The organism is Aliidiomarina halalkaliphila, assembly GCF_007096385.1.
Lineage (GTDB): Bacteria > Pseudomonadota > Gammaproteobacteria > Enterobacterales > Alteromonadaceae > Aliidiomarina > Aliidiomarina halalkaliphila.
On record NZ_VJWL01000004.1, the window covers coordinates 1 to 24,126 of the forward strand.

Annotated in this window: 19 protein-coding genes and 1 tRNA gene; 11 read left to right on the top strand and 9 right to left on the bottom strand. The window is 50.0% G+C overall.

The features are described from left to right. Window positions 1-358: 358 nt before the first annotated feature. The 4 genes from pssA to rluD form a co-directional block, all read right to left on the bottom strand. Window positions 359-1,189, bottom strand: a complete 831-nt coding sequence (pssA, locus tag FM042_RS10235) for a CDP-diacylglycerol--serine O-phosphatidyltransferase (protein WP_143236353.1) — start codon at window positions 1,187-1,189, stop codon at window positions 359-361. 132 nt (window positions 1,190-1,321) lie between these two features. Continuing rightward, entirely contained in the window at window positions 1,322-3,895 is a 2,574-nt protein-coding gene (gene clpB, locus FM042_RS10240) for an ATP-dependent chaperone ClpB (RefSeq protein WP_143236354.1), read from the bottom strand. Window positions 3,896-3,990: 95 nt separating this feature from the next. Then, the gene (gene pgeF / locus FM042_RS10245) at window positions 3,991-4,725 is read right to left on the bottom strand and encodes a peptidoglycan editing factor PgeF (RefSeq protein WP_143236355.1); all 735 of its coding nucleotides are present in this window, start codon (window positions 4,723-4,725) and stop codon (window positions 3,991-3,993) included. A gap of 26 nt (window positions 4,726-4,751) precedes the next feature. Next, on the bottom strand, window positions 4,752-5,723 hold the full coding sequence (rluD, locus tag FM042_RS10250; protein WP_143236356.1) for a 23S rRNA pseudouridine(1911/1915/1917) synthase RluD: 972 nt from the start codon (window positions 5,721-5,723) through the stop codon (window positions 4,752-4,754). A 122-nt stretch (window positions 5,724-5,845) separates the two neighbouring features. On the opposite strand from rluD, the gene FM042_RS10255 reads away from it, so the two are divergent. Continuing rightward, window positions 5,846-6,568, top strand: coding sequence for an outer membrane protein assembly factor BamD (locus FM042_RS10255; RefSeq protein ID WP_143236357.1), 723 nt, complete (start codon window positions 5,846-5,848; stop codon window positions 6,566-6,568). Window positions 6,569-6,606: 38 nt separating this feature from the next. Here the strand turns inward: FM042_RS10255 and glnB are convergent, their stop codons facing one another. The 4 genes from glnB to FM042_RS10275 all read right to left on the bottom strand — a co-directional run bounded on the left by glnB (window position 6,607) and on the right by FM042_RS10275 (window position 9,801). Further along, window positions 6,607-6,945 (bottom strand): nitrogen regulatory protein P-II, encoded by a 339-nt coding sequence (gene glnB / locus FM042_RS10260; RefSeq protein ID WP_143236358.1) that lies wholly within the window; start codon window positions 6,943-6,945, stop codon window positions 6,607-6,609. A gap of 17 nt (window positions 6,946-6,962) precedes the next feature. Continuing rightward, window positions 6,963-8,582: an NAD+ synthase gene (locus tag FM042_RS10265; protein WP_143236359.1), complete on the bottom strand. Its 1,620-nt coding sequence runs from the start codon at window positions 8,580-8,582 to the stop codon at window positions 6,963-6,965. Between the two features lie 61 nt (window positions 8,583-8,643). Next, on the bottom strand, window positions 8,644-9,177 hold the full coding sequence (locus FM042_RS10270) for a DUF1285 domain-containing protein (protein ID WP_143236360.1): 534 nt from the start codon (window positions 9,175-9,177) through the stop codon (window positions 8,644-8,646). Between the two features lie 18 nt (window positions 9,178-9,195). Further along, on the bottom strand, window positions 9,196-9,801 hold the full coding sequence (locus FM042_RS10275; RefSeq protein WP_143236361.1) for a LuxR C-terminal-related transcriptional regulator: 606 nt from the start codon (window positions 9,799-9,801) through the stop codon (window positions 9,196-9,198). 307 nt (window positions 9,802-10,108) lie between these two features. Here FM042_RS10275 and FM042_RS10280 point away from each other — a divergent pair, with 307 nt between their 5' ends. Genes FM042_RS10280 through pdxH form a run of 3 tightly spaced genes read left to right on the top strand, consistent with a single transcriptional unit; the run spans window position 10,109 to window position 13,465 of the window. Continuing rightward, window positions 10,109-11,842 carry an amidohydrolase gene (locus tag FM042_RS10280; RefSeq protein ID WP_143236362.1) on the top strand — a complete coding sequence of 578 codons (1,734 nt, stop codon included), beginning with the start codon at window positions 10,109-10,111 and terminating at the stop codon, window positions 11,840-11,842. A 14-nt stretch (window positions 11,843-11,856) separates the two neighbouring features. Beyond that, a complete protein-coding gene (locus FM042_RS10285; RefSeq protein WP_143236363.1) occupies window positions 11,857-12,813 on the top strand; it encodes a DUF3369 domain-containing protein in 957 nt (318 codons plus the stop codon). A gap of 13 nt (window positions 12,814-12,826) precedes the next feature. Next, entirely contained in the window at window positions 12,827-13,465 is a 639-nt protein-coding gene (pdxH, locus tag FM042_RS10290; protein ID WP_143236364.1) for a pyridoxamine 5'-phosphate oxidase, read from the top strand. 46 nt (window positions 13,466-13,511) lie between these two features. Here the strand turns inward: pdxH and FM042_RS10295 are convergent, their stop codons facing one another. Further along, the gene (locus tag FM042_RS10295; RefSeq protein ID WP_185960774.1) at window positions 13,512-14,558 is read right to left on the bottom strand and encodes an Ldh family oxidoreductase; all 1,047 of its coding nucleotides are present in this window, start codon (window positions 14,556-14,558) and stop codon (window positions 13,512-13,514) included. A gap of 141 nt (window positions 14,559-14,699) precedes the next feature. Here FM042_RS10295 and FM042_RS10300 point away from each other — a divergent pair, with 141 nt between their 5' ends. From FM042_RS10300 to aceA, 7 genes are all read left to right on the top strand, one after another. Further along, window positions 14,700-15,713 carry a 6-phosphofructokinase gene (locus FM042_RS10300; protein ID WP_143236366.1) on the top strand — a complete coding sequence of 338 codons (1,014 nt, stop codon included), beginning with the start codon at window positions 14,700-14,702 and terminating at the stop codon, window positions 15,711-15,713. A 61-nt stretch (window positions 15,714-15,774) separates the two neighbouring features. Then, a complete protein-coding gene (gene speB, locus FM042_RS10305) occupies window positions 15,775-16,692 on the top strand; it encodes an agmatinase (protein ID WP_143236367.1) in 918 nt (305 codons plus the stop codon). After that, the gene (gene speA / locus FM042_RS10310; RefSeq protein WP_143236368.1) at window positions 16,689-18,599 is read left to right on the top strand and encodes a biosynthetic arginine decarboxylase; all 1,911 of its coding nucleotides are present in this window, start codon (window positions 16,689-16,691) and stop codon (window positions 18,597-18,599) included. The genes speB and speA overlap by 4 nt, the downstream gene beginning before the upstream one ends. Window positions 18,600-18,790: 191 nt before the next feature. Beyond that, window positions 18,791-18,866 (top strand) — tRNA-Phe (locus FM042_RS10315). Between the two features lie 443 nt (window positions 18,867-19,309). Further along, complete coding sequence (gene nhaD, locus FM042_RS10320) at window positions 19,310-20,749, top strand: sodium:proton antiporter NhaD (RefSeq protein WP_143236369.1); 1,440 nt, start codon at window positions 19,310-19,312, stop codon at window positions 20,747-20,749. A 387-nt stretch (window positions 20,750-21,136) separates the two neighbouring features. Further along, window positions 21,137-22,735: a malate synthase A gene (aceB, locus tag FM042_RS10325; protein WP_143236370.1), complete on the top strand. Its 1,599-nt coding sequence runs from the start codon at window positions 21,137-21,139 to the stop codon at window positions 22,733-22,735. 32 nt (window positions 22,736-22,767) lie between these two features. Further along, window positions 22,768-24,105: an isocitrate lyase gene (gene aceA, locus FM042_RS10330; protein WP_143236371.1), complete on the top strand. Its 1,338-nt coding sequence runs from the start codon at window positions 22,768-22,770 to the stop codon at window positions 24,103-24,105. Window positions 24,106-24,126 lie beyond the last annotated feature (21 nt).

Consider the following 24,126-nt stretch of genomic DNA (forward strand, 5'->3'; position numbering starts at 1 on the left):
GCGTTGGTTGATGCTTTTCATCGCAAGTGCCCACACAGATTGCTTGGCTTGATAAATTGTTAAAGAACGTTGCTTCTTTCCGAAGCAGGGATGCGAATTTTACGCTCCCGGGCGAGGAAGTCAAGACCTTGAATTCAAAATTTTTGATTCTTCGGTGTTTCTTTCTCGCCGTTACCATCTTGTGGCAACGGCGGCGAATTATATAGATCTCCGAACACTGATCAAGGCCTTTTTCGTAAAATAATATCGACCGCTTGTTTTATAAACAGAACGCTCAGAAACTAAGCCGAAAAACACAAAAAAGGCCTAGCTCCACTGGAAACCAGGCCTTTTACTAAAGAAGGATTAATTCGAGAGATTATTCAGTTTTCTCTTTATCGTCGGTTGAAGCCGCGTCTTTCGCCTTTTTTTCCGGCTTAGTCTCTGCATCCGCTTCTTTACATTCTTCGCTTGGATCACCCAACACATGCTCAAGTTTCAGCTTACTTACATTCTTAATCGTAAGAAACGGACCTGAAATCGCATAAGCGGTAAACAACACAAAGAGTACAACCGCGGGCGCAGTGGCAACAATTACGAAGCCCAACACCACACTCAGCAACACGAGGAAGTTTACATTATCGCGCCAATCCACATCTTTGAACGAGTGATACTTAAAGTTCGATACCATGAGCAGACCACAGGCGATTGTGAAGAACACAACGATCAGGCTCACATTGCTCGGATCGATTTCGTACTTGGCACCCACCCAAACAAGACCAGCAACGATAGCAGCGGCACTCGGAATGGCAAGGCCTTGGAAATAGCGTTTATCCGCGGTAGCTATCGCAGTATTAAAACGCGCTAAGCGCAAAGCGCCACCGGCAACAAAGATAAATGCGGCTAACCAACCTAGTTTGCCCACATCGTGCAGTGCCCAGTTATAGGCCACTAATGCAGGCGCGATACCAAAAGACACAATATCGGCCATGGAGTCGTATTCCGCACCAAAGTCACTTTGGGTGTTGGTGAGTCGAGCGACACGACCATCCAGGCCATCGAAAACCATGGCCACGAAAATCGCGATTGCTGCAAGCTGAAAGTCGCCATTCATTGAAGCGACTATGGCGTAGAAGCCTGAAAATAAACCTGCTGTAGTGAGCAAGTTTGGCAGCAAATAGATGCCCCGACGTTTATTCTGATCTGGCATAGATATCCTTAACAACAGCTGTATTTGTGTCGACATTTGTAAAGCAAGCATATCATAGAGCCCTATATGCCTGACAAGAAAATCAAAAAGGGGCCCTATTATGGGCCCCTTGTTTGCTTAGTTAATGTAGCTTTATTGAGACAATTCGAGACCGCGTTCACCCGCGTCAACCAAGATCGGTTTACCTGGTACCAGTTCGCCGCTCAATAATTTTTGCGCCAATGGATTCTCTAATTCTGTTTGAATGGCCCGCTTTAACGGCCGCGCACCAAACACAGGATCAAATCCAATCTTCGCCAACTGGTCAAAGGCATCATCGGATACTTGCAGTTCAAATCCGCGCTCTTCTAACCGTTTAAACAAGCGCAGCATTTGGATACGCGCAATCCGTTTAATGTGGTCGTTATGCAACGGATGGAATATCACGGTTTCGTCGACCCGGTTTAAGAACTCCGGACGGAACGACGACGCTAGCACGTCCTGTAACATAGCTTTCATTTCGTCATAATCCACTTCACCGGCATGCTCTTGAATCAAGTGCGATCCCAAGTTCGACGTCATAATGATCACTGTGTTACGGAAATCCACCGTGCGTCCTTGGCCATCGGTGAGGCGTCCATCGTCTAATACCTGCAACAGAATATTGAACACATCCGGATGCGCTTTTTCTACTTCATCAAGTAGAATCACCGAGTAAGGCCGACGGCGCACCGCTTCAGTCAAATAGCCACCTTCTTCGTAACCTACATAGCCTGGAGGTGCACCCACGAGCCGTGCAACCGAGTGTTTCTCCATGAACTCCGACATATCGATACGCACCATGGCGTTATCGGTATCGAACATAAAGTTCGCGAGCGCCTTACACAGTTCCGTTTTACCAACACCGGTAGGCCCTAAAAATAAGAACGAGCCAATCGGACGATCCGGGTCGCTTAACCCAGCCCGCGAACGACGAATCGCATTCGAAACCGCCACAACCGCTTCATGCTGACCGACTACTCGCTCGTGCAGATCTTCTTCCATGCGCAATAGCTTCTCGCGCTCCCCTTCCAGCATTCGCGATACCGGAATTCCTGTCCAACGAGACAGCACTTCGGCAATTTCCTCATCGGTAACACGATTCCGCAGCAGCGTCATATCTTGCATTTCTGCTTTTAATGCGGCTTCCAATTGGCGTTCCAACTCGGGGATACGACCATATTGCAGCTCTGCCATGCGATTTAGATCGCGGGCGCGATTGGCAATTTCAAGTTCATTGCGGGCCTGATCGAGCTGTTCTTTAACGTGCTGGTGTCCTTGTACCGCAGATTTCTCCGTATTCCAGACATCTTCAAGAGCTTGGTACTTACTTTCTAAGTCACCTAGCTCTGCATCTAGCACCTCAAGACGCTTTTTACTGGCATCATCTTTCTCTTTGGCCAGCGTTTGCCGTTCAAGCTTCAACTGAATAATACGACGCTCTAAGCGGTCGAGTTCTTCCGGTTTTGAATCCATCTGCATCCGAATCGACGAGGCCGCTTCATCGATCAAGTCGATCGCTTTATCCGGCAACTGCCGATCACTAATATAGCGATGGGACAACGAAGCTGCGGCTACAATTGCCGGATCCGTAATTTCCACAGAGTGATGCAGTTCGTACTTCTCTTTTAGGCCGCGCAAGATGGCAATAGTGTCTTCCACCGAAGGCTCTTGCACCAATACCTTTTGGAAACGTCGCTCAAGGGCAGCGTCTTTTTCGATGTACTGACGGTACTCATCTAAGGTGGTGGCCCCGACACAATGCAATTCACCGCGGGCCAAAGCTGGTTTCAGCATATTTCCCGCATCCATGGCGCCATCGGCTTTACCCGCTCCCACCATAGTATGCAGCTCATCAATAAAGAGAATCACTTGGCCTTCTTCTTGCTGCAATTCATTGAGCACCGCTTTTAAGCGCTCTTCAAATTCACCTCGGTATTTGGCACCAGCTAACAAAGAACCCAAATCCAGTGAGAGTACACGTTTGTTTTTTAAACCTTCCGGCACTTCACCATTAATAATGCGTTGGGCAAGTCCTTCCACAATCGCGGTTTTACCCACACCTGGTTCACCAATCAGCACCGGGTTGTTCTTGGTGCGGCGCTGCAGTACTTGTATTGCACGACGAATTTCCTCGTCGCGACCAATCACCGGATCAAGCTTGCCTTGCTCGGCCCGCTCGGTGAGGTCAATGGTGTATTTCTTTAATGCTTGCCGCTGTTCTTCGGCATTTGGATCGTTCACTTGTTGTCCTTTGCGTAGATCTTCAATCGCTTTCTCAACTGCTTGGGCATTCACCTGTTGTTCTTTTAACAGGGCTCCCAGCTTGCCTTTATCGTCTAAAGCGGCCAGTACAAACAGCTCGCTCGAGATGTAGTCATCTTTGCGTTTTTGCGCATATTTGTCGGTTAAATTCAGTAACTGGGCAGTATCGCGAGAAATCTGGATATCGCCACCGGTACCTGAAACTTGCGGCAGTGCATCGAGCAGCTTGCCAAGTTGAATTCGGAAAGTGGCGATATTCACACCCACCGTTTGCAACAAGGAGCGAACCGTACCGCCATCTTGGTTAAGGAGTGCCAACATGATGTGGGCAGGTTCAATGTAAGCATGGTCTCGCCCTAAGGCTAACGACTGAGCCTCAGCGATCGCTGCTTGAAACTTACTGGTAAAACGATCCATGCGCATGACAAACCTCACTATGCAATTACGACTTACATTAATGTGGGTCTTTTTTAGGCAGTTTCAAGTCATTGGAAAGATATTTTTACAGCGGGTTTGCGCTACGCTGAGCGCCAAAGAAATGATCCCATACGACCAGTGGTTCCATCGCGACGATATGAGTAATAGTGTTCAGCGTCAGTAAAGGTACAGGCATTGCTCGCAGATATCTCGGTAACGCCGAGATGTTCCAACTCTGTTTTTGCAATATCCGACAGATTGGCGAGATATTTCCCACCAGCAGCGATAAACGAAGTGGCATGTTTGGGGTTAAGGGATGTCATGGCTTCAAATACATCGGCACCCACTTCAAATGCTTTGGGCCCAATACAGGGCCCAAGCCAGGCAAAAATATCTGCAGGCTTGGCTTTGAAGTGAGCCAAGGCATTGGTGAGAATTCCTTGGGCTAACCCACGCCAACCACAATGCACCAATGCCAATTCTTGGCCATCCGCTGAAGCTAGAAAAACAGGTAAGCAATCGGCGGTAAGAACTGCCAATACAACACCCGCTTGATCCGTATAGGCCCCATCAGCTTCTGGAATGTCGGATAAGCCGTCGGCACCAATTCGTACCACGCGGTCGCTATGAATTTGAGCAAGCCAATTTGGCGAAGAAGGAAACTCAAGCGCATGCTGAATCCGTTCACGATTGCGCTGTACCGACGCGGGGAGATCGCCGACATGACTACCGAGGTTTAACGATTTGTAAGGTGCAACACTCACACCACCGGCGCGGTAGCTAGTATGTGCCTGAACAAAGGAAGGCACCTTCCACTGTGCTGTTAGTGTCTGCATGCCTCCCCCCTTCATGTCCTTTCTAATTACTGCGGTGTTCCAAATTCCCGGTTGTCATCGCGAAGCGCTTTCAACAGTTTTTGCATATCGTCTGGCAATGGCGCTTCCCAAGTCATTTCTTCGCCAGTACGCGGATGTATCAAAGACAGCCGTATTGCATGCAAGGCTTGTCGTTGAAACCCACGAAAGGTGTCCATAAAAGACTGGCTCGCTTGCTTAGGTGGTCGCGGACGCCCGCCATATTGCGGGTCGCCTACCAATGGATAGGTCAAGTGCGCCATGTGTACGCGAATTTGGTGCGTTCGGCCACTGGCCAAGCGCAACCGTAAACGAGTATGGGCACGAAAACGTTCCGCGACACGATAATGGGTTAATGCTGGCTTACCGTTCGGGTTCACCGCCATTAGTGTGCGCTTGGTTTGATGTCGACCTATGGGCGCATCAATGCTACCACCAGCGGTCATAACGCCAGTCACAATGGCTTCGTATTCACGGGTAATATTCCGTGCCTGCAGCGCAGCAACCAACGCGGTATAAGCGGCCAGTGTTTTGGCAATCACCATTAACCCCGTGGTTTCTTTATCTAATCGATGCACAATGCCTGCTCGTGGGAGTTGCTCGAGCGTAGAACAATGATGCAACAATGCATTAAGTAGCGTGCCATCTGGCGTACCCGCCCCTGGATGCACCACCAGTCCTGCGGGCTTGTTAATCACCAACAGATCATCGTCTTCGTATACAATATTTAACGCAATCGCCTGTGGCTCAGAAAATACCTCTGGCTCTAATTCGGCTTCAAGATGGAGCTCTTGTCCTACAAGAACTTTTTCTCGTGGTTTAGTTACAACAGTACCGTCCACGCGAACGCTTCCGGCCTGAATCCAGTTTTTCAAACGCGAACGAGAAAAGTCTGGGAACATTTCCGCTAATGCTTGGTCCAATCGTGCTCCGAGCAAATGCTCAGGAACTACTGCTGTTTGCTTCACATAATCAGTCATAAAGAACTTGCGCTGTGCATCCTCTTGTCAGTGCGCTACAATCCGAGCTTGGTGCCTAGTGTACTTCAGATGATGAGAAACATCACAGGGAATTCAACGTAAAATAAGAGATCACGTATCCAATGAAAGCAGTGTTACCAATTGTTGTCCTTGCCGTCCTCTTGCTAAATGGCTGTTCGTCACGCCCGCAAGAGCAAACTCGTTCAGATGTCGAACAAATGTATGAGATGTCGCAAGCCTACATTCGTGGCGGCCGTTACGCCGATGCGTCTGCGCTGCTTCGTCAAATTAATAATCGTTTCCCGTTCGGTCCGTACGCACAACAGGTGCAACTGGATATCATTTTTACCGAATATAAAATTGGGCAACAAGATCGCGCGCTTACTGCTATCGACCGCTTTTTATCGTTAAATCCAAATCACCCGGATAACGACTATGTGCGATACATGCGTGGATTAGTCCACTTGCAAGCGGAGCAAAGCTTTTTCCAAGACGTATTTCGGATAAACCGCAGCGACCGTAACCCGGTGTATGCAGAGCGCGCATTTAATGATTTCCGTGAGTTGGTAGAACGTCACCCAGATAGCCCTTACGCGGCCGATGCACGGCAACGCATGATTGCCATTAAATCGCGTCTTGCACAGCATGAATTATTTGTGGCCGAATACTATCTGCGCCGGGAAGCTTATATGGCTGCCGCAAATCGGGGATTATATGTGGTCGATCAGTTCCAGGGCGTAGAAGAAGTGAAACGAGCCCTTGAAATTATGGTCACGGCCTACAGCCGCCTTGGTTTAGAAGAGCAAGCAAACGACGCGAGAGCGGTACTGCAAGCTAACTTCTAACAGGGTCTGTGAACACCCAAGAATAACTTACGAGGACGCTAAATAGCGTCCTCGTTTTCTTCTCCGGTACGAATCCGAATCACCCGCTCAATAGCAGTTACAAAGATCTTACCGTCTCCGATTTTGCCCGTTTGTGCAGTTTCAATGATGGCTTCGATACAGCGTTCCACGTCATCGTCAGCCACAACAATCTCAAGTTTTACTTTAGGTAGAAAATCCACCATATATTCGGCACCGCGATACAGCTCCGTGTGTCCGCGCTGACGGCCAAAACCTTTCACTTCAGACACAGTCATCCCAGCGACACCCACCTCAGAGAGCGCAGCACGCACATCATCGAGCTTGAATGGTTTAATAATGGCTTCGATCTTTTTCATGTATCTATCCCTTGCACTTAGGATTCTAATAAATGGCGCGTAAATCGATTGGTAATAGGGTAACGACGATCTTTATTAAAGTTGCGTCGAGTTACTTTCGGGCCCACCGCACCTTGCCGACGTTTGTATTCATTTCGGTCAATTAAGCGTATCACATCCCGTACCACGGTTTCGTCATAACCTGCAGCAACCAAGTCACTCACCGATAAATCTCGTTCCGCGTACCCATCAATGATTTCATCAAGAATTTCATACGGGGGTAACGAATCCTGATCTTTTTGATCCGGTGCTAACTCTGCAGAGGGCGGGCGTGTAATAACACGTTCTGGAATCGCAGGCCCGAGGGTATTCCGGTACGAGGAGAGACGGTAAACCAACGACTTAGGCAGATCTTTGATCGGAGCAAAGCCGCCACACATATCGCCATATAACGTACAGTAACCCACTGCCAGCTCACTCTTATTGCCTGTGGTGAGCACGAGCGAGCCATACTTATTGGAGAGCGCCATTAACAAAGTACCGCGACAGCGCGCTTGCAAGTTCTCTTCCGTGGTATCTCGCTGCGTATCAACAAACAAGGGCGCCAAGGTTTCTAGAAAACTTTCCACCATGGGTTCAATGGCAACCACATCAAATTGGTTTCCAAGCCATTCACTTTGTTGGCGCGCGTCTTCAATACTGATATCTGCGGTATAGCGATAGGGCATCATGACTGCACGCACACGCTCTGGGCCGAGTGCGTCCACTGCGAGCGCTAATGTGAGCGCCGAATCAATGCCACCCGATAACCCCAGCAATACCGATGGAAAACCGTTTTTCTCGACATAATCACGCAACGCCAATACAAGGGCTTGATAGAGACTCGCTTCATTATCAGGATTAGCAGGCAGTGGTTGCATGCGCACATGCTTACCGTCGAAGTGCGCCGTCATCACCGCTTCTTCACAATGGGGCAAATGCAGAGCCACGTCGCCTTCTTCGTTGAGCACAACAGAGTTGCCGTCGAAGATCACTTCATCTTGTCCGCCCACAAGGTTCACATACACCAGAGGCAAGTGATTCTCTTGGCAGCGTGCACGCAGCACTTGCAGGCGTTGCGGATATTTATATTCTTCAAACGGAGAGGCATTCACCGAAATTAAGATCTGCGCCCCAGCTTCACGTGCCCGTTTCGCAGGCATCTCATCCCATAGATCTTCACAGATCAACATGCCAATTCGGTGCTCGCCAAGGTTGAATACCGTGGAGCTTTCGCCAGGAGTAAAGTAGCGTTTCTCATCGAACACGCCGTAATTCGGAAGTGTTTGCTTTTGGTAGGTCGCGATTTGCCGGCCTTGGTGAAACACACCCAGTGTATTCCAAACTTTGTGCCCGTCGGTCTGCGGATAACCCACCGCAACCGCTACCGAATCCGTGGCCGCCGCAATCTCGTCGAGGGCACTTGCCACTGCCTGATACAAATCCGGACGATACAATAAATCCTCCGGCGGATAGCCGGTAAGCGCCAGTTCCGGAAAAATCAGAAGATCAGTATCTGCGTGGGCTTGAATCGCATTCAGGATTTTATCTTTGTTCTCGCCAATGGCCCCAACAGTGAAATTCAACTGAGCAAGACTGATCTTTAAGGTGCTGGACATAGATTTACTCATCGTGAAAGATTAGGCGCGAGATCATATAGCAAGGGCACGGTATCGGCAATCAACCGACACTCTCAGCAGCCAATAAAAAGCGCTCCCCTGCACTTTCAATATAATACCCGTCGGCCTCTCCAGCCTTTGCAGACGTGGCAATATCAGCCCATTGATAATACACATTGCGGTGAACCCGTGCGAGTAGCCCATTGCGCACAATTACCGCCGGTAAACCGCGGTCGACAATTAAGGGATGCGCTGCACTGAGCATATAGGTTTCATCGACATTGGTGGTGACTTGAATCACCGGCTGGCCTTCATGGGTCACTAACTCCCAACCGACCACCAAGAACGGTAAGTCTTCGACTTCGATCCCTACTTTTTCAACTGGGGTTACTAAATAATAGCGGTCATCTTCATACTTAATCACGCTCGCGAATAACTTAACGAGAGCCTTGCGGCCTATGGGGGAGTTTTGATATTCCCAGCGCCCAGAAGCGCGGATACATAGCGCAATGTCGCCACAGAAAGGCGGGTCCCACTGATCGACAGGGGCACCCTTATGATGTTCGAGTTGTTTAGCAAGTGCCGATAAATCCATAGCTCCCCCGTGAACGGGTTAGTTCTGGCGCAACAAATACCACAAGGTGGCTTCGGTTCTATTCGAGACTTTGATGGCTTTAAAAATAGCAGATAAATGCACGCGAATGGTGCCTTCGGTTATCCCGAGTATATTGGCAATTTCTTTGTTGGATAAGCCTTGTGCAAGCAATTGCATAATTTCGCGCTGCCGTGGCGACAGCTTGCGCTCTGCCTCGGATTGCTCGCGATAGCGCAAGCTTTCAGTGGGCATATAGGTACGCCCCTGTAACAGCCCATGAATGGCCATTTTCACATCTTCCGCAAGCGCATCTTTACGTAAATAGCTCCGTGCACCTTGGCTTACTGCGCCTTGTATATCATTCGACTGGCTACGCCATGTAAACAAAACAATGTGCGCGCTCGGCGACAGCTCGCGTAAGCGTGACACCACGTGACGATAATCCGCATCTGGCAAGTCCAGCTCTGTAAAAATCAGATCAAATCGTTCGCCAGAAGCGAGATAATCTTGAGCCACCGCGAAGGTAGTTGCCTCATAAATCGAGATTTCGCCCGGATAGGTCGTGATCACATGGATCAACCCGGAGCGGGTGATAAAATGTGGATCAATGATAAGAATTTTCATATGTGATCTTGCACCAGAGTGTTGAGTACCTTGAAATCTGTAACAAGGAATTGCCAATACTTTAACAAATATATTAGTGGAGTGTTAGCCCATACCACTAATTACATCTAGGTTTCAGTACGCATCTATGTAAAGATTTGGATCGGACGGCAGTCAAATACCCGTGCATTCGCTTAATATAGAATGAATGTAAAGATGCAAAAAAGTTTGTATAGTGTTTAAGTAAAGATAACCAAAGATTAACAACAGTTTGGGGACAATTAATTTTCCCACAATTCGTTTTAAAACGACGTAATCGAGGCAAGTCATGCGCAGCACATTCGCCATATTGGCAACTTTAGCGTTCATTTTTAGCCCCGCGCCAATCAGCGCAGACGATTCATCTGCAGACGCGGAGAAAGAAAAGAGCTACGCCAATTATCGTGTATTCCACAATGCAAATGGGTATAGCTTTAATCAAGGAGTTGGTGATCATGCAGAACTGGAGCAATTCAGTGTTCTTGTGATCAAGAAAGGAAAAATTGTCGCCGTTGGTGATGCGAGCCTTCTTGAAGAATATCAAGGCGCCCAGAAGATCGACGTGCGCGGCCAAACCATGATTCCAGGCATTATTGACGCTCATGGTCATATTCAGAGCCTCGGCGAAAACCTGCTGCAAATCGATTTACGCGGGATCACGAGTCGCACAGCAGCCGTCGCCAAAGTAGCCAACTATGCGCATGACCATCAGGATCAGGAGTGGTTAGTGGGTCGCGGCTGGAACCAAGAGCTTTGGCCCGACCGTCGTTTCCCAAGCCGAAAAGATCTCGATGAAGTGGTCTCTGATCGTCCAATTTGGTTAGTGCGTGTCGATGCTCACGCGGGCTGGGCCAATAGCAAAGCGCTCGAGCTTGCCGGAATTACCCGCGACACCTTAGATCCACCCGGTGGCCAGATTATTCGCGATGCCGATGGTAATCCAACGGGCGTACTTGTCGATACCGCCATGTACATGGTGCAAAACGTGATGCCGTCTATTTCTGATGCACAGTTGCGCAACGCGGTATCTCTTGCATTTGATCATCTTTTGGCGCTCGGGATCACCCAAGTCCATGATGCTGGCGTTGACAATCGCGGCCTCAAACTCTTTAAAGAACTGAGTGAGGACAAAGCACTACCGCTGCGGGTCAATGCCATGATTTCAGGACGCGACCCCAAGCTTGAAGACTATCTCGCTGCAGGTCCGTTCCGTGACGAATACGATCGGCTACAAATCAATAGCGTCAAACTCTATGGTGATGGTGCTCTAGGAAGCCGCGGTGCTGCTCTCATCGAGCCCTACTCCGATGTTGAAGGCAACACAGGTCTCGTCATTACTCCAGAGGAGGACGTGAAACGTCTATTTGGCATGATCCATCAAGCAGGATTCCAAATTAACTACCATGCTATTGGTGATTACAGCAACAAGCTGGCACTAGACACCTTCGAGGAACTCCTAGCCGCAGAAGCAGAGCTCGAGGAAGCTTGGCAAACCGATCCACGCCATCGTATAGAGCATGCCCAAGTGGTACGTGTTGAAGATATTCCGCGCTTTTTTGAGCTCGGCGTGATTCCTTCAATGCAGCCTACCCATGCCACCAGTGATATGAACATGGCAGAAGATCGCGTCGGTGCTGAGCGAATTGCCGGTGCCTATGCTTGGCGTAAGTTTCTCGATCAAGGGTCGCTTATCGCTGCCGGTTCCGATTTCCCAGTGGAATTAGCCAATCCATTTTACGGAATTCACGCTGCCGTAACCCGCCAAGATCGCGATAACCAACCGGTTGAAGGATGGTTCCCGGATCAGCGCATGACCGTTGCCGAAGCAATCCGCAGCTTTACGATTGATGCCGCTTATGCAGGGCACCTCGAAAGTCGCACTGGTAGCTTAGAGCCGGGTAAATGGGCGGATTTCCTTATTTTGAGCCATGACCCATTCAAGATTAAACCTGAGTACCTGTGGCGGATTCGCGTTGAACAAACCTTTGTGGCTGGCAAACGCCATTATCAGCGCACGCACTAGGCAAGGAAAATTCGATGACAGATCAATTTCTGTTTGCTGATGAGCCTGCATCTTCGACTCACAGCGAAGCGAAAGAGCCGTTCCATATTCTTGTGGTCGACGACGATGAAGAAATTCATGTCATTACGCGCATGGCGTTATCCGATTTCAAACTGGATAAACGCCCATTGCAATTCCACTCGGCCTATTCGGGAGAAGAAGCCAAACGCATGTTGCAGGAACGTGATGATTTCGCGTTAATGCTGCTCGACGTTGTGATGGAATCTGATCACGCTGGGCTTGAGATCGCGCGTTGGACGCGGGAAGTGTTAAAGAACCATTTGGTGCGCATCGTGTTGCGCACCGGTCAACCGGGGCAAGCGCCCGAAGAAGAAGTCATCGCCAAATACGACATCGACGACTACAAAGAAAAAACCGAATTGACCTACCGAAAGCTCGTCACCCTCATGTATTCCAGTTTGCGGGCATTTCGTGATTTGCAATCGATCGAACGCTATAAATCGGGGTTGGAGCGCATTATTAAAGCCTCCGCCGAGATTTTCTGTGCCAAATCAGTGAATCAATTAAGCCAAGGGATTCTCGAACAACTGGTCGCCTTGCTCACCCGCTCCGATGCGGCGGCCTACTGCAAACTAAATCTTGAAGGCTATACCGCATCAGGCCAAGACGATGAACCATTCTCGATCATTGCCGCCACCGGTAAGTATCAAGCTCAAGTGGGCCATATTCTTCAGCAAAAAAACGATCAGAAAATCATTCAATCTTTGCGCCAACGCAAAGAACACGTTGCTTACGAAATCCATAATGAAACTTATTATGGGTTGTACCGTACTAGTGCTAAGCATTTTTATTTGCTGTATATCCAAGGTATCAGCGAGTTATCGGACAACGACAAGAATTTGCTCACACTCTTCATGAACAATACGGCAATTGCGTTTGAACATGCAGAGTTGATTAGCCAGCAACGTTAATTAAGGGTTTTGTATGAGTCTGAAGAATATTCGTCGTGACTATAGCCGACGGGAGCTCAACTATAACGATCTCAATCCAGACCCATTTACTCAGTTTCAGCAATGGTTTGATGAAACCGTGCAAAGTGAATGGAGCTTGGATCCTACCGCTATGGTATTGGCCACTTGCGCAGATAATTTACCCACCCAGCGCGTCGTATTGCTCAAAGACGCTAGCCCCGATGGTTTTATTTTCTATACCAATTACGAGAGTCAGAAAGGTCGCCAATTACAGGCAAATCCAAATTGCAGTATGCACTTCGCATGGCTGCCACTTGAACGTCAAATTACCATTGTTGGCCAAGCCCATAAATTAACCGACGCCGAAAATGAAAGTTACTTTCAGTCGCGTCCGCGCAATAGCCAAATTGCGGCTTGGGCCTCAAAGCAAAGCGAATCTATTGTTGGCCGAGATGCCCTCGATGCCCGCTATCGCGAAATCGAAGAAAAGTTCGCAGGCCAAGACCCACTCCCCCTTCCCCCGTTTTGGGGTGGCTTTCGCATCGTGCCCAAGGAATTTGAATTCTGGCAAGGGCGTTCCGCTCGCCTGCATGATCGCTTCCGCTATACCCGTATCGACGATCAGTGGAAGTGCGAGCGTTTGCAGCCTTAATCGACACAGACGCTGATAAGCAATTACGGGCCACGCAAGTGAGCACTTACACAGTGGGTATTTCCATACCCAATTTTTTGGCTAAGTGCTGTAATCGTGGCCAGGTGAGTTCATCGAGAAGCACACCCGTGCGCTGCTGTTCCTCTGCAAGCGCCAGCGCCCGTTCTCCAGGAATTCGAACAGGTTCGCTCGGGTCGATGGCCGCGGCCTTACGACAGCGATTAAGCAAATCGTCTGTGACCGCAAGAAAGTCGTCCCGAGTGCCAAAGGCTTCAGGATCGGTTACTTGCACATACAAAGTATTCATTTCCCCATCGTGAGCGCCCTGTAAGCGTCCATAATTTGATAGCCCCAGCGTAAAGATCTCACTCATCAAGCATAAACCGTAGCCCTTATAGCCTAAATCAGCACCCCCGAGCGGAAGTATCGCGCCATTACCGTCAATGTAATCTGCGGGATTGTCAGTAATTTCCCCGCTGCCCGATACAATCGCCGGCCACGGCAAGCGCTCGTTGCGATCATAGGCTTGGCGTACTTTACCGGCGGCGGTCATAGAAAAGCTCATATCCAAAAGAATAGGCGCGCCACGGGTGGGCACCCCCATACCATAAGGATTGGGTGAGAACACCGGCGAGCGGGCCCCATGGGGCGCGACACTGGCTTGAGCCGGTGTGGCAGCCATCATCGTAATCAACAACCCTTGATCGGTGGCTTGCTGTAAATACGCCGCAAGGCTGGCAACATGTTCGCAACGCTTGACTACCACGGTACCCGTACCTGCGGTGCGAGCCATGCTCATGGCGCGTTGCACGGCTAAAGGGGCCACATAAAGACCCGATAATGATTCCGCATCCCAAGTTTCAATGGCAGCTCGGCGGCGAAGGATTTGCGGTTCGCCTGATCCTTTCATCCGCCCCGCCTGAAGTTGTTTTACGTTATACGGTAAGCGGCGCACCCCATGGGTGCGAAACCCTAAAAGGTCCCCTTGCACGAGCGAATGCGCCATGGCTTTAGCAACCTCAGCCGACGCCCCTGCTTGGGTTAAACAGGCTTCAGTGAACTGCAAAAGTTCTGCTAATTGCACGCGAACCATACAAAAAACCTCTATTTTTCTGCAAAACGTCAGTGTAACTGGAAAATCTAACTTGGTCAGCGTTTCATTAGCCGTTAAGCTGTATACCATGAAGAAGAATTAAGTTGCGGTATATCCGCCCATGGATGTAAGGAAGATTCAATGAAAAAAATCGCTGTGATCACCAGCGGCGGTGATGCGCCCGGCATGAATGCATGCATTCGGGCCATTGTTATCACGGCCTGGCAACACGATGTTGAAGTGATCGGTTTTCGTCATGGTTTCCGCGGCATTGTGGATGACCTAAACCAACCATTGCACCCAGACGACATGCGTTTAGTCAGTCAGCGGGGGGGCACCTTTTTAAAGAGCTCGCGCTATCCCGAGTTCCGTGAAGTAGCCCGTGCCAAGGCGGCAGCAAAGATTCTCGATAAGCACAATATCAGCGCGCTATTAGTAATCGGCGGTGATGGTTCGTTTCAAGGGGCCGACCACTTAGCCAAGTACTGGCAAGGTCAGGTCATCGGCATTCCTGGCACTATCGATAACGATTTGGCAGGCACCGACACCACCATTGGCTTTTCTACCGCTGTAGACACCGCCATGGAAGCGATTGATCGGGTGCGCGAAACCGCCGAAGCCATGGCGCGGGTATTTCTCATTGAAGTGATGGGTCGCCATGCCGGCTTTATTGGGTTACACGCGGCTATCGCAAGCTCAGCCGAAGCCATGCTCCTGCCAGAATTGGAACCTCAGCCCAAACTTGCAGAAATCGCTGACGCTATTTTGCAAGCACGCGCCTCCTTTCCTGATAGCAGTTATGTCGTTGTGGTATCAGAAAACTTGTGGCCTGGCGGCGTCGCAGGATTGTCGACCAGCTTATCGAAGGCAACGGGCGTTACCTGTCATCCTTGCCCACTCGGACACATTCAACGGGGCGGTCGCCCGAATGCGCAAGACAGAATTCTTGCCATGCAATTGGGCCATGCAGCGGTTCATGCCGTATTGGACGGAAAGTCCCGTATAATGATTGGTCTTGAGCAGGAGCATGTCGTGGAAGTACCCCTGCATTTAACCTTTGAAAGAGATAAACCCCTCGACCCGCGTTTAGTTCAGCTACAATTAGGGCTTCAGGGCGTAAATTTCGCTTCAAAAAAAGGAACGAAGACCGCATAATGTCGGCCCTTTTTTGACCACGCGTGCAATACACAGATCAACGAGAGAAGGTGATTGGAAATTGGCTAATACATTCCCTGTTCCGGTAACATTGGATGAACCGGTACGCGCTTATTTTGGCGCGGATTTAGCAACGGAAATTCAGTCGAATAAAACCTACATCATCGGGTTCGGCTTCGATGGCACCGCGTGTTTCCGTAAAGGGACACGCTATGGACCAAATGGCTTACGCTCGATTTCAGAAGATATCGAATCCTACTCCCCGTATTTAGATGCGGATCTCGAAGATCACGAGTTTTTTGATTTGGGAAATCTACAGCTCGGTGAGAGCACTGATGTGGAAACCCAATGGCAATATGCCAATGACGACTTCAATCGTATTTTCGATCCTGTTGATTTGTCTGCAGAGCAGGTGAAAGTGTTAACGTTGGGTGGCGAGCATTCCATCTCTTATGCCCCGATTGTGAAGTATCTTAAGCAATACCCTGATTTAGTGTTATTGCACTTGGATGCCCATGCGGATTTACGTGATGGATTTACCGGATATCACTATTCCCATGCGTCTATTATTCGCCGTGCGCTCGACCATTTCGGTCCGGGACACCAGTTAATTCAATACGGGATTCGTTCTGGAACCCGTGAGGAATATCAGTACATGCGTGAGCATGGTACGGTGCGCACCTCACGCAAGGATTTCCTAGAAAGTGTCGCCGCCATACCGGCAGACCGTCCGATTTATCTCACACTGGATTTAGATTACTTCGATCCCTCGTTCTTACCTGGAACAGGCACCCCAGAACCCGGTGGCGAAGATTTTCATTCCTTCGTGAGCTTGATCAAGTTACTACGTGAGCGCAATTTTGTGGGATGTGATGTGGTGGAGTTATCACCTCAGATCGATCCAACCGGAAATTCAGATGTATTCGCGGCCAAAATCGTCCGTGAGTTGTTGTTAACCATGGAGGAAGGCCGTAAATGAGCCAGTGGTCAATTGAAGATGCAGAAGAGTTATATGGCGTAAAGCGCTGGGGTGCTGGATATTTCTCTATTGGCGACCATGGGAACATTCAAATTTCACCCAACCATCGCAAACCTGAAGTGTCGATCGACATGCAGGAAGTCCTTGATGAAATGAAAGCCGAAGGTATTGAGTTTCCTGCGGTAATTCGCTTTCACGATATTTTGCGTTCGCAGGTGGAAATCATAAACGAAACCTTCCGCGAAACCATTACCAGTGCCGAATACGAAGGGCATTATGTGGGCGTGTATCCGATTAAAGTGAATCAGATGCGCGAAGTGGTTGAAGAAATTCTGGATGCGGGCGAACCCTACAATTATGGCTTAGAGGCCGGTTCAAAGCCTGAGTTGATGGCCGTCATGGCGTACAACGACAACCCAGAAGCCTTAACTATTCTTAACGGCTATAAAGACGAAGACTACCTGACTCTCGCGCTCTTGGGCCGCCATTTAGGGCGTCGCATGATTGTGGTGGTGGAGAAGTTCTCTGAACTTGAAATGCTGGTGCGCTTGGCCAAGAAATTCAAGATCGACCCGCTCATCGGCTTACGCTCCAAAATGATGGTGCGCAGCACCGGGAAATGGTCGAGTTCTTCCGGTGATCGTGCCAAGTTTGGATTAAGCATTGCCGAAATCGTCAATGCCATTGAGTATCTCAAAGAGAATGAGATGCTGCACTGCGCCAAATTACTGCATTTCCATATTGGCTCGCAGATTTCCGATATTCGTAAAGTCAAAGAAGCCGTCACTGAAGGCGCGCGTTTGTATGCCAAATTAGTACAAATGGGCGTTCCACTTGAATATCTCGATATCGGCGGCGGTTTAGGGATTGATTACGACGGCAGCAGTACCACCACAGACTCATCGCGCAACTACTCCACCGAAGAGTATGTGGCCGACGTGGTCTATGGGGTGAAACAGATCTGTGACCTTGAGAAGGTCGCCCATCCAAATCTCGTGAGCGAAAGTGGTCGTGCGATTACCGCGCACCATAGCTTGGTGGTCACCAACGTGGTGGGTGAAGTAAACCCCAGCTCCACCGACTTTGATGTTGAACCGGAAAAAGGCGAACACGTATTAGTCAGCAACATGCGTGAACTGATCGGCGCTAACGATTTGCACCCGCAAGAGCGCTTTAACGATGCAGCAGCCTATAAGCAAAGCGCCTATGAAGCTTTCAAACTGGGCATTCTCACCATTCGTGAGATGGCAAAAATCGACACCATGTACTGGATGACGTTAAAAGACATTCACCAGTCGCTCGACGAAGAAACCAGCCACATCCAAGAGCTCGGTGAGTTGGAAGACACGCTTGCGAGTCAATATCTGGCGAATATGTCGATTTTCCAGTCGGCGGCAGATACCTGGGCCATTGGTCAGTTACTTCCTATCGTGCCACTCACGCGCCTCAACGAAAAACCATCGGTGCGCGTATCTATTGCGGATATTACCTGTGATAGCGATGGCAAGATTGGCAAGTACATTGAGAGCAATCACATCAGTGATAACATTCCGATGCACAAGTTAAACAAAGGCGAGTCTTACCCGATTGGCATGTTCCTCACCGGCGCATACCAAGACGTGATGGGCGATATGCATAACTTGTTTGGCCGTCTTGCCGAAGTGCATATCTTTAGCCACGACGACGAACCAGGCGCGTTCTATATCGAAGAAATCGTGCCTGGCCACAGCGCCGAGAAAGTACTCGAAACCATGCAATACAATACGGATTACATGGCGAAAATGGTGAAAAAATCCGTCGACAAGCAAATTCGCAAGGGCAACTTAGCGCCCCGTGAAGGTGTACGTTGGACTGATTTTTATGAGCGCTGTTTAGCAGGTACAACCTATCTGCGCCACGAGAAATAGCGCGGGTATAAATCCCCGTATGAATGCCTGAATTAATTCCGGAACTCGTAGGGGAAATAGACAACACAAACAGGTCATGTAGAAAAATGTGCATTTCCTGAGCAATTAAACCTGAACAGGCAAAAAGCGGTTGACTTCAATCCGCCAAACACGTTTAATTGCACCCGTTGTCGCTTCGGCACAACCCGGATGCCCAGATAGCTCAGTCGGTAGAGCAGGGGATTGAAAATCCCCGTGTCGGTGGTTCGATTCCGCCTCTGGGCACCATTATTTAAGGAAGCCTGTCCTCATGGACAGGCTTTTTTGTATCTGTGCCCCGGCGTCATCTTCGATTATGGAGTGCATCCCTGCACTCCACCCCTTCGGGGCCAGCGCTGCGCGCTGTTCAAAATCGCTCCCGGCGATTTTGTCCGCCTCTGGGCCTTTAGCAGCCCCGACGATTTCGACCGCCTCTGTTCCCTATTTGGGATACCTCCAAAAAAGTTAAGCAATGGTTAAATTTTACGTGTATTTTTATCCTTATGTGGTAATCTTTCGCCGCTTTTGCAGGGGGATCGGGGTTCGAACGTTACTCGAAAGCAAAGAATAATAAACTACCTCGGATTCCTGCCGATAATACTCCTGCAAAACATACTCGCCTTGCTCGTGATCCGTGCGTTCCTCGCATGGCCGGGCCTTACATTCGTTATGCACCTGATGCAGGTTTAGTCATGAAGTTTGGAATTGTGCTCCTTGCCCTTCTCGCCCTAGTTGCGAGCCCCACCGCTGCTGCCGCAGTCCCTGAAATGGATCTCACCGGTACTGGTTTAGGTATCTTTGCTCTGATTATCTTCTCTCTCGCTTACATCTTGGTGATGGGCGAGGAAAAGCTACATATGCGCAAATCCAAACCGGTACTCGTAGCGGCAGGGATTATCTGGATTATCATCGGCTGGGTGTACACCCAACATGGTATGCAAGACGCTGCACAAAGCGCATTCCGAACCACCTTGCTCGAGTTTGCTGAACTCATGCTGTTTTTGCTTGTGGCGATGACCTATATCAACGCCCTTGAAGAACGTCGCTTATTTGATGCTTTGCGATCGTGGTTAATACGCAAAGGATTTAGCTATCGGTCACTGTTCTGGATTACCGGGATTCTCTCGTTCTTTATCTCCCCAATTGCCGATAACTTAACCACCGCCCTATTGATGTGCGCAGTGGTGATGAAAGTGGCCGAAGGCGACAAGAAATTTATCGCTTTAAGCTGTGTGAACATCGTGGTTGCTGCCAACGCCGGGGGCGCGTTCAGCCCCTTCGGTGATATTACAACCCTGATGGTATGGCAAGCGGGCTTAGTGCATATCCATGAGTTCTTGGTGTTGTTTATTCCTGCTGTAGTGAATTACGCGATTCCTGCCATCATCATGAGCTTCTTTGTTGAAAACAAAAAGCCTGAAGCATCCGACGAAGTGGTCGAACTTAAGCGCGGTGCGATTCGCATCACCATGCTCTTTATGCTTACCATTGCCACCGCAGTCATGTGTCACACACTCCTGCACTTGCCGCCAGTACTAGGCATGATGATGGGATTGGGCTACCTGCAGTTCTTCGGATATTTCCTGCGCATGACGCTACCCGGTTCGCTTGCCCGCAAACGTGCCATGGCCGAACGCGCCGGCGATCAAGAACGCTTAAAGCGCCTTGGTGGTGTGGTGCCTTTCGATGTATTTAGCCGGGTGGCCCGGGCCGAGTGGGATACACTGCTATTCTTCTACGGGGTTGTCATGTGCGTCGGCGGTTTAGGCTTCTTAGGGTACTTAGGGCTGATGTCCGATTTCCTCTATACCCAATGGAATCCGACCTATGCCAATATCGTGCTTGGTATGGCATCTGCCGTCATTGATAACATCCCCGTGATGTTTGCGGTACTCACCATGCAACCGGAGATGTCCCATGGCCATTGGCTCCTGATCACACTCACCGCCGGAACCGGAGGTAGCTTGCTATCCGTGGGCTCCGCAGCAGGTGTAGCCTTGATGGGGCAAGCACGGGGTTACTACACCTTTATGAGCCATCTAAAATGGGCACCGGTGATATTCCTTGGCTACATCGCCAGTATCTTGACCCATCTCTACTTAAACACCCACTCCTTTACTGTCTACGGATAGTTTACGGTAGCCAACGCACCGCGTTGGCTGCGAAGGTCCGGGGGGAGATATTGGCTTCGTGAGGGTGTCTGCCGCAGGGATGCGGCAGCCAAGCCTATAGGGACATATCTACGGCGTCCCTCACGGGGCCAAATCTTCCTCTGGGCCTTAAACGGCCTCCCGCCAACGCGATGCGTTGAGCCCCTTTGCATCTTTCCCAACGCGATGCGTTGGGTACATAAACTCCTGCGTGTTTATCCTATTCACGCTGATTATGCCGCTTATTCATAAATCTAGTGAATGATGATGATTCCCGCCATTCATTGGATGAATAAAAATTCCCGTCCCATACTGATTCCGTGATTAACAGTCTTGTAACAACTTGCACGTAACAACACGGATCAAATAATGACTACTGCAATGCAACTTCATACATTTCAATTCACGCAATCGCTGACATCGGCGCAACAGGCCATTCTTACGCCCGAAGCCTTGGATTTCCTCAAGGCTTTGGTAGAAGAATTTACCCCGCGCCGCGATAGCCTGCTCCGAGCCCGTCTTGCCGAGCAAGCCCGCTATGATGAGGGCGACCTGCCAAACTTCTCAGAGCGTACCCAATCGATTAGGGAATCTGATTGGACAGTGGCCGCAATTCCAAAAGACTTGCAAAAACGTCACTTGGAAATCACCGGCCCGGTGGATCGCAAGATGATCATTAATGCGCTGAATGCCGATGTCGATGTGTTTATGGCCGACTTTGAAGATGCTCAATCCCCCACTTGGGAAGGTATGATTCAAGGACAAATTAACCTGCGCGATGCCAACTTAGGCACGATTTCCCATACGGATCCGGTGTCGGGCAAGCAGTACGCCCTAAAGCCGAATCCCGCACTTCTTATTGCTCGCGTGCGTGGGCTGCATCTGCCGGAAAAGCATGTGCTCTTCAAAGGCACACCCATTCCTGGGGCGCTGTTTGATTTCGCCCTCTACTTCTTTCATAACCTCCGTGTGCGCCAACAAAACAACAGCGGCGTGTACTACTACATCCCGAAATTACAGCACCATGAAGAAGCCCGCTGGTGGAGCGATGTATTCCACTTTACCGAACAGTATTTTAAGGTGCCCACGGGCACGATTCGCTGCACCGTGTTAATCGAAACACTCCCTGCCGTGTTCCAAATGCACGAAATCCTGCATGCACTAAAAGAGCATATTGTTGGATTAAATTGCGGCCGTTGGGATTATATTTTTAGCTATATCAAAACCCTTAAATCCCACCCGGATCGTGTGTTGCCCGATCGCCAAGTGGTCACCATGGAGCAGCCGTTCTTAAGTGCCTACTCGCGGTTATTGATTCAAACCTGTCACCGTCGTGGGGCCCTTGCCATGGGCGGTATGGCGGCCCTGATTCCGTCGAAAGATGCTCAGGAGAACGACAAAATTCTAGCCAAAGTGCGCGCCGACAAAGAACTCGAGTTTCGCAATGGTCACGACGGCACCTGGATTGCCCATCCGGGCCTTGCGCCGACGGTACGTGATGTAGTGGCTAAGTACATTGGCGACTATCCCAATCAACTCCATGTGCTGCGCGATAGCGATGCGCCTATTACCCAAGCCGACTTGCTTGAGCCGTCTCAGGGCGAGCGCACCGAAGCGGGTATGCGCACCAATATTCGCGTTGCCTTGCAATATATTGCCGCGTGGCTCGATGGCAAAGGCTGCGTACCCATTTATGGCCTGATGGAAGATGCGGCCACTGCGGAGATATCGCGCACCTCGATTTGGCAATGGATTCAACACGAAAAAACACTCCACGATGGCCGCATAGTCAGCAAAGAATTATTTCGCCAGATGTTGGCAGAAGAAAGTCAGGTGGTCGCAGAAGAAGTGGGGGCGGAACGCTGGGAACAAGAGCCGTTCGCCAAGGCCATTGAATTGCTCGATGCGATTACCACCGCCGATGAACTCACTGATTTCTTAACCCTTCCTGGGTACGAATTTCTTTAATTAATTAACGCATACACACAAGGAATATCACCATGGCTAACTCGACTCATTTTCAACAAGCCGCCCAAGAACTGAAAGACGCGTGGGAAAAATCGCCGCGTTGGAAGGGGGTGGAACGTACCTATAGCGCCGACGACGTGGTTCGCTTACGCGGTTCAAGGCAAGTGCACTATACGCACGCCCAACAAGGGGCAAGCAAACTATGGCGCTTGCTCAATGGCTCCGCCCAAGAGAAGTTTGGCAAAGACTACGTGAACGCCCTTGGGGCCCTCACCGGTGGCCAGGCGGTGCAACAAGTTAAAGCCGGCCTACAGGCGATTTATTTATCCGGTTGGCAGGTGGCTGCGGATAATAACTCCGCCGCCAGCATGTACCCGGATCAGTCGCTGTATCCGGTGGATTCCGTGCCAAAGGTGATTGAACGGATTAACAATTCGTTTGCCCGGGCCGACCAAATTCAGTGGTCTAAAGGCATTGGCCCGGATGACCCAAACTATATTGATTACTTCGCGCCGATTGTAGCGGATGCAGAAGCGGGCTTTGGCGGGGTGTTAAACGCCTACGAACTGATGCTCGGTATGATCAAAGCCGGTGCTGCGGGCGTGCATTTTGAAGACCAACTGGCCTCGGTGAAGAAGTGCGGCCATATGGGCGGAAAGGTACTCGTACCTACCCAAGAAGCGGTGCAAAAATTGATTGCTGCGCGTTTGGCTGCGGATGTATCTGGCGTGGACACCTTAATCGTTGCCCGCACCGATGCCAACGCAGCGGATTTGCTCACCAACGACGTCGACCCGAATGACATGCCGTTTATCACGGGTGAGCGCACTGCTGAAGGTTTTTACCGCGTGAAAGCAGGCATTGATCAAGCGATTTCACGGGGACTCGCCTACGCCCCCTATGCGGATCTGGTTTGGTGTGAAACCGCCAAGCCGGATCTCGAAGAAGCACGCAAATTCGCTGAAGCGATTCACGCCAAATATCCGGGCAAATTGCTCGCGTATAATTGCTCGCCGTCGTTCAACTGGAAGCGTAACCTCGACGATGCCACCATCGCCAAGTTCCAGCGCGAATTGGCAGCCATGGGCTATAAGTTCCAGTTCATCACCCTCGCAGGGGTTCATAACATGTGGTACCACATGTTTAATCTCGCCTACGACTATGCCCGCAACGATATGTCGGCCTACGTGAAGCTACAAGAAGAAGAGTTCTCTTCAGCGGATCGCGGCTACACCTTCGTGGCTCATCAACAAGAAGTGGGAACCGGCTACTTCGACGATGTCACCAATGTGATTCAAGGCGGCGTGTCGTCGGTGACCGCACTGAAAGGCTCTACGGAAGAAGAGCAATTTAGCGCACCTGCCGCTTAAACCGATTTCTCGGTAGCGACT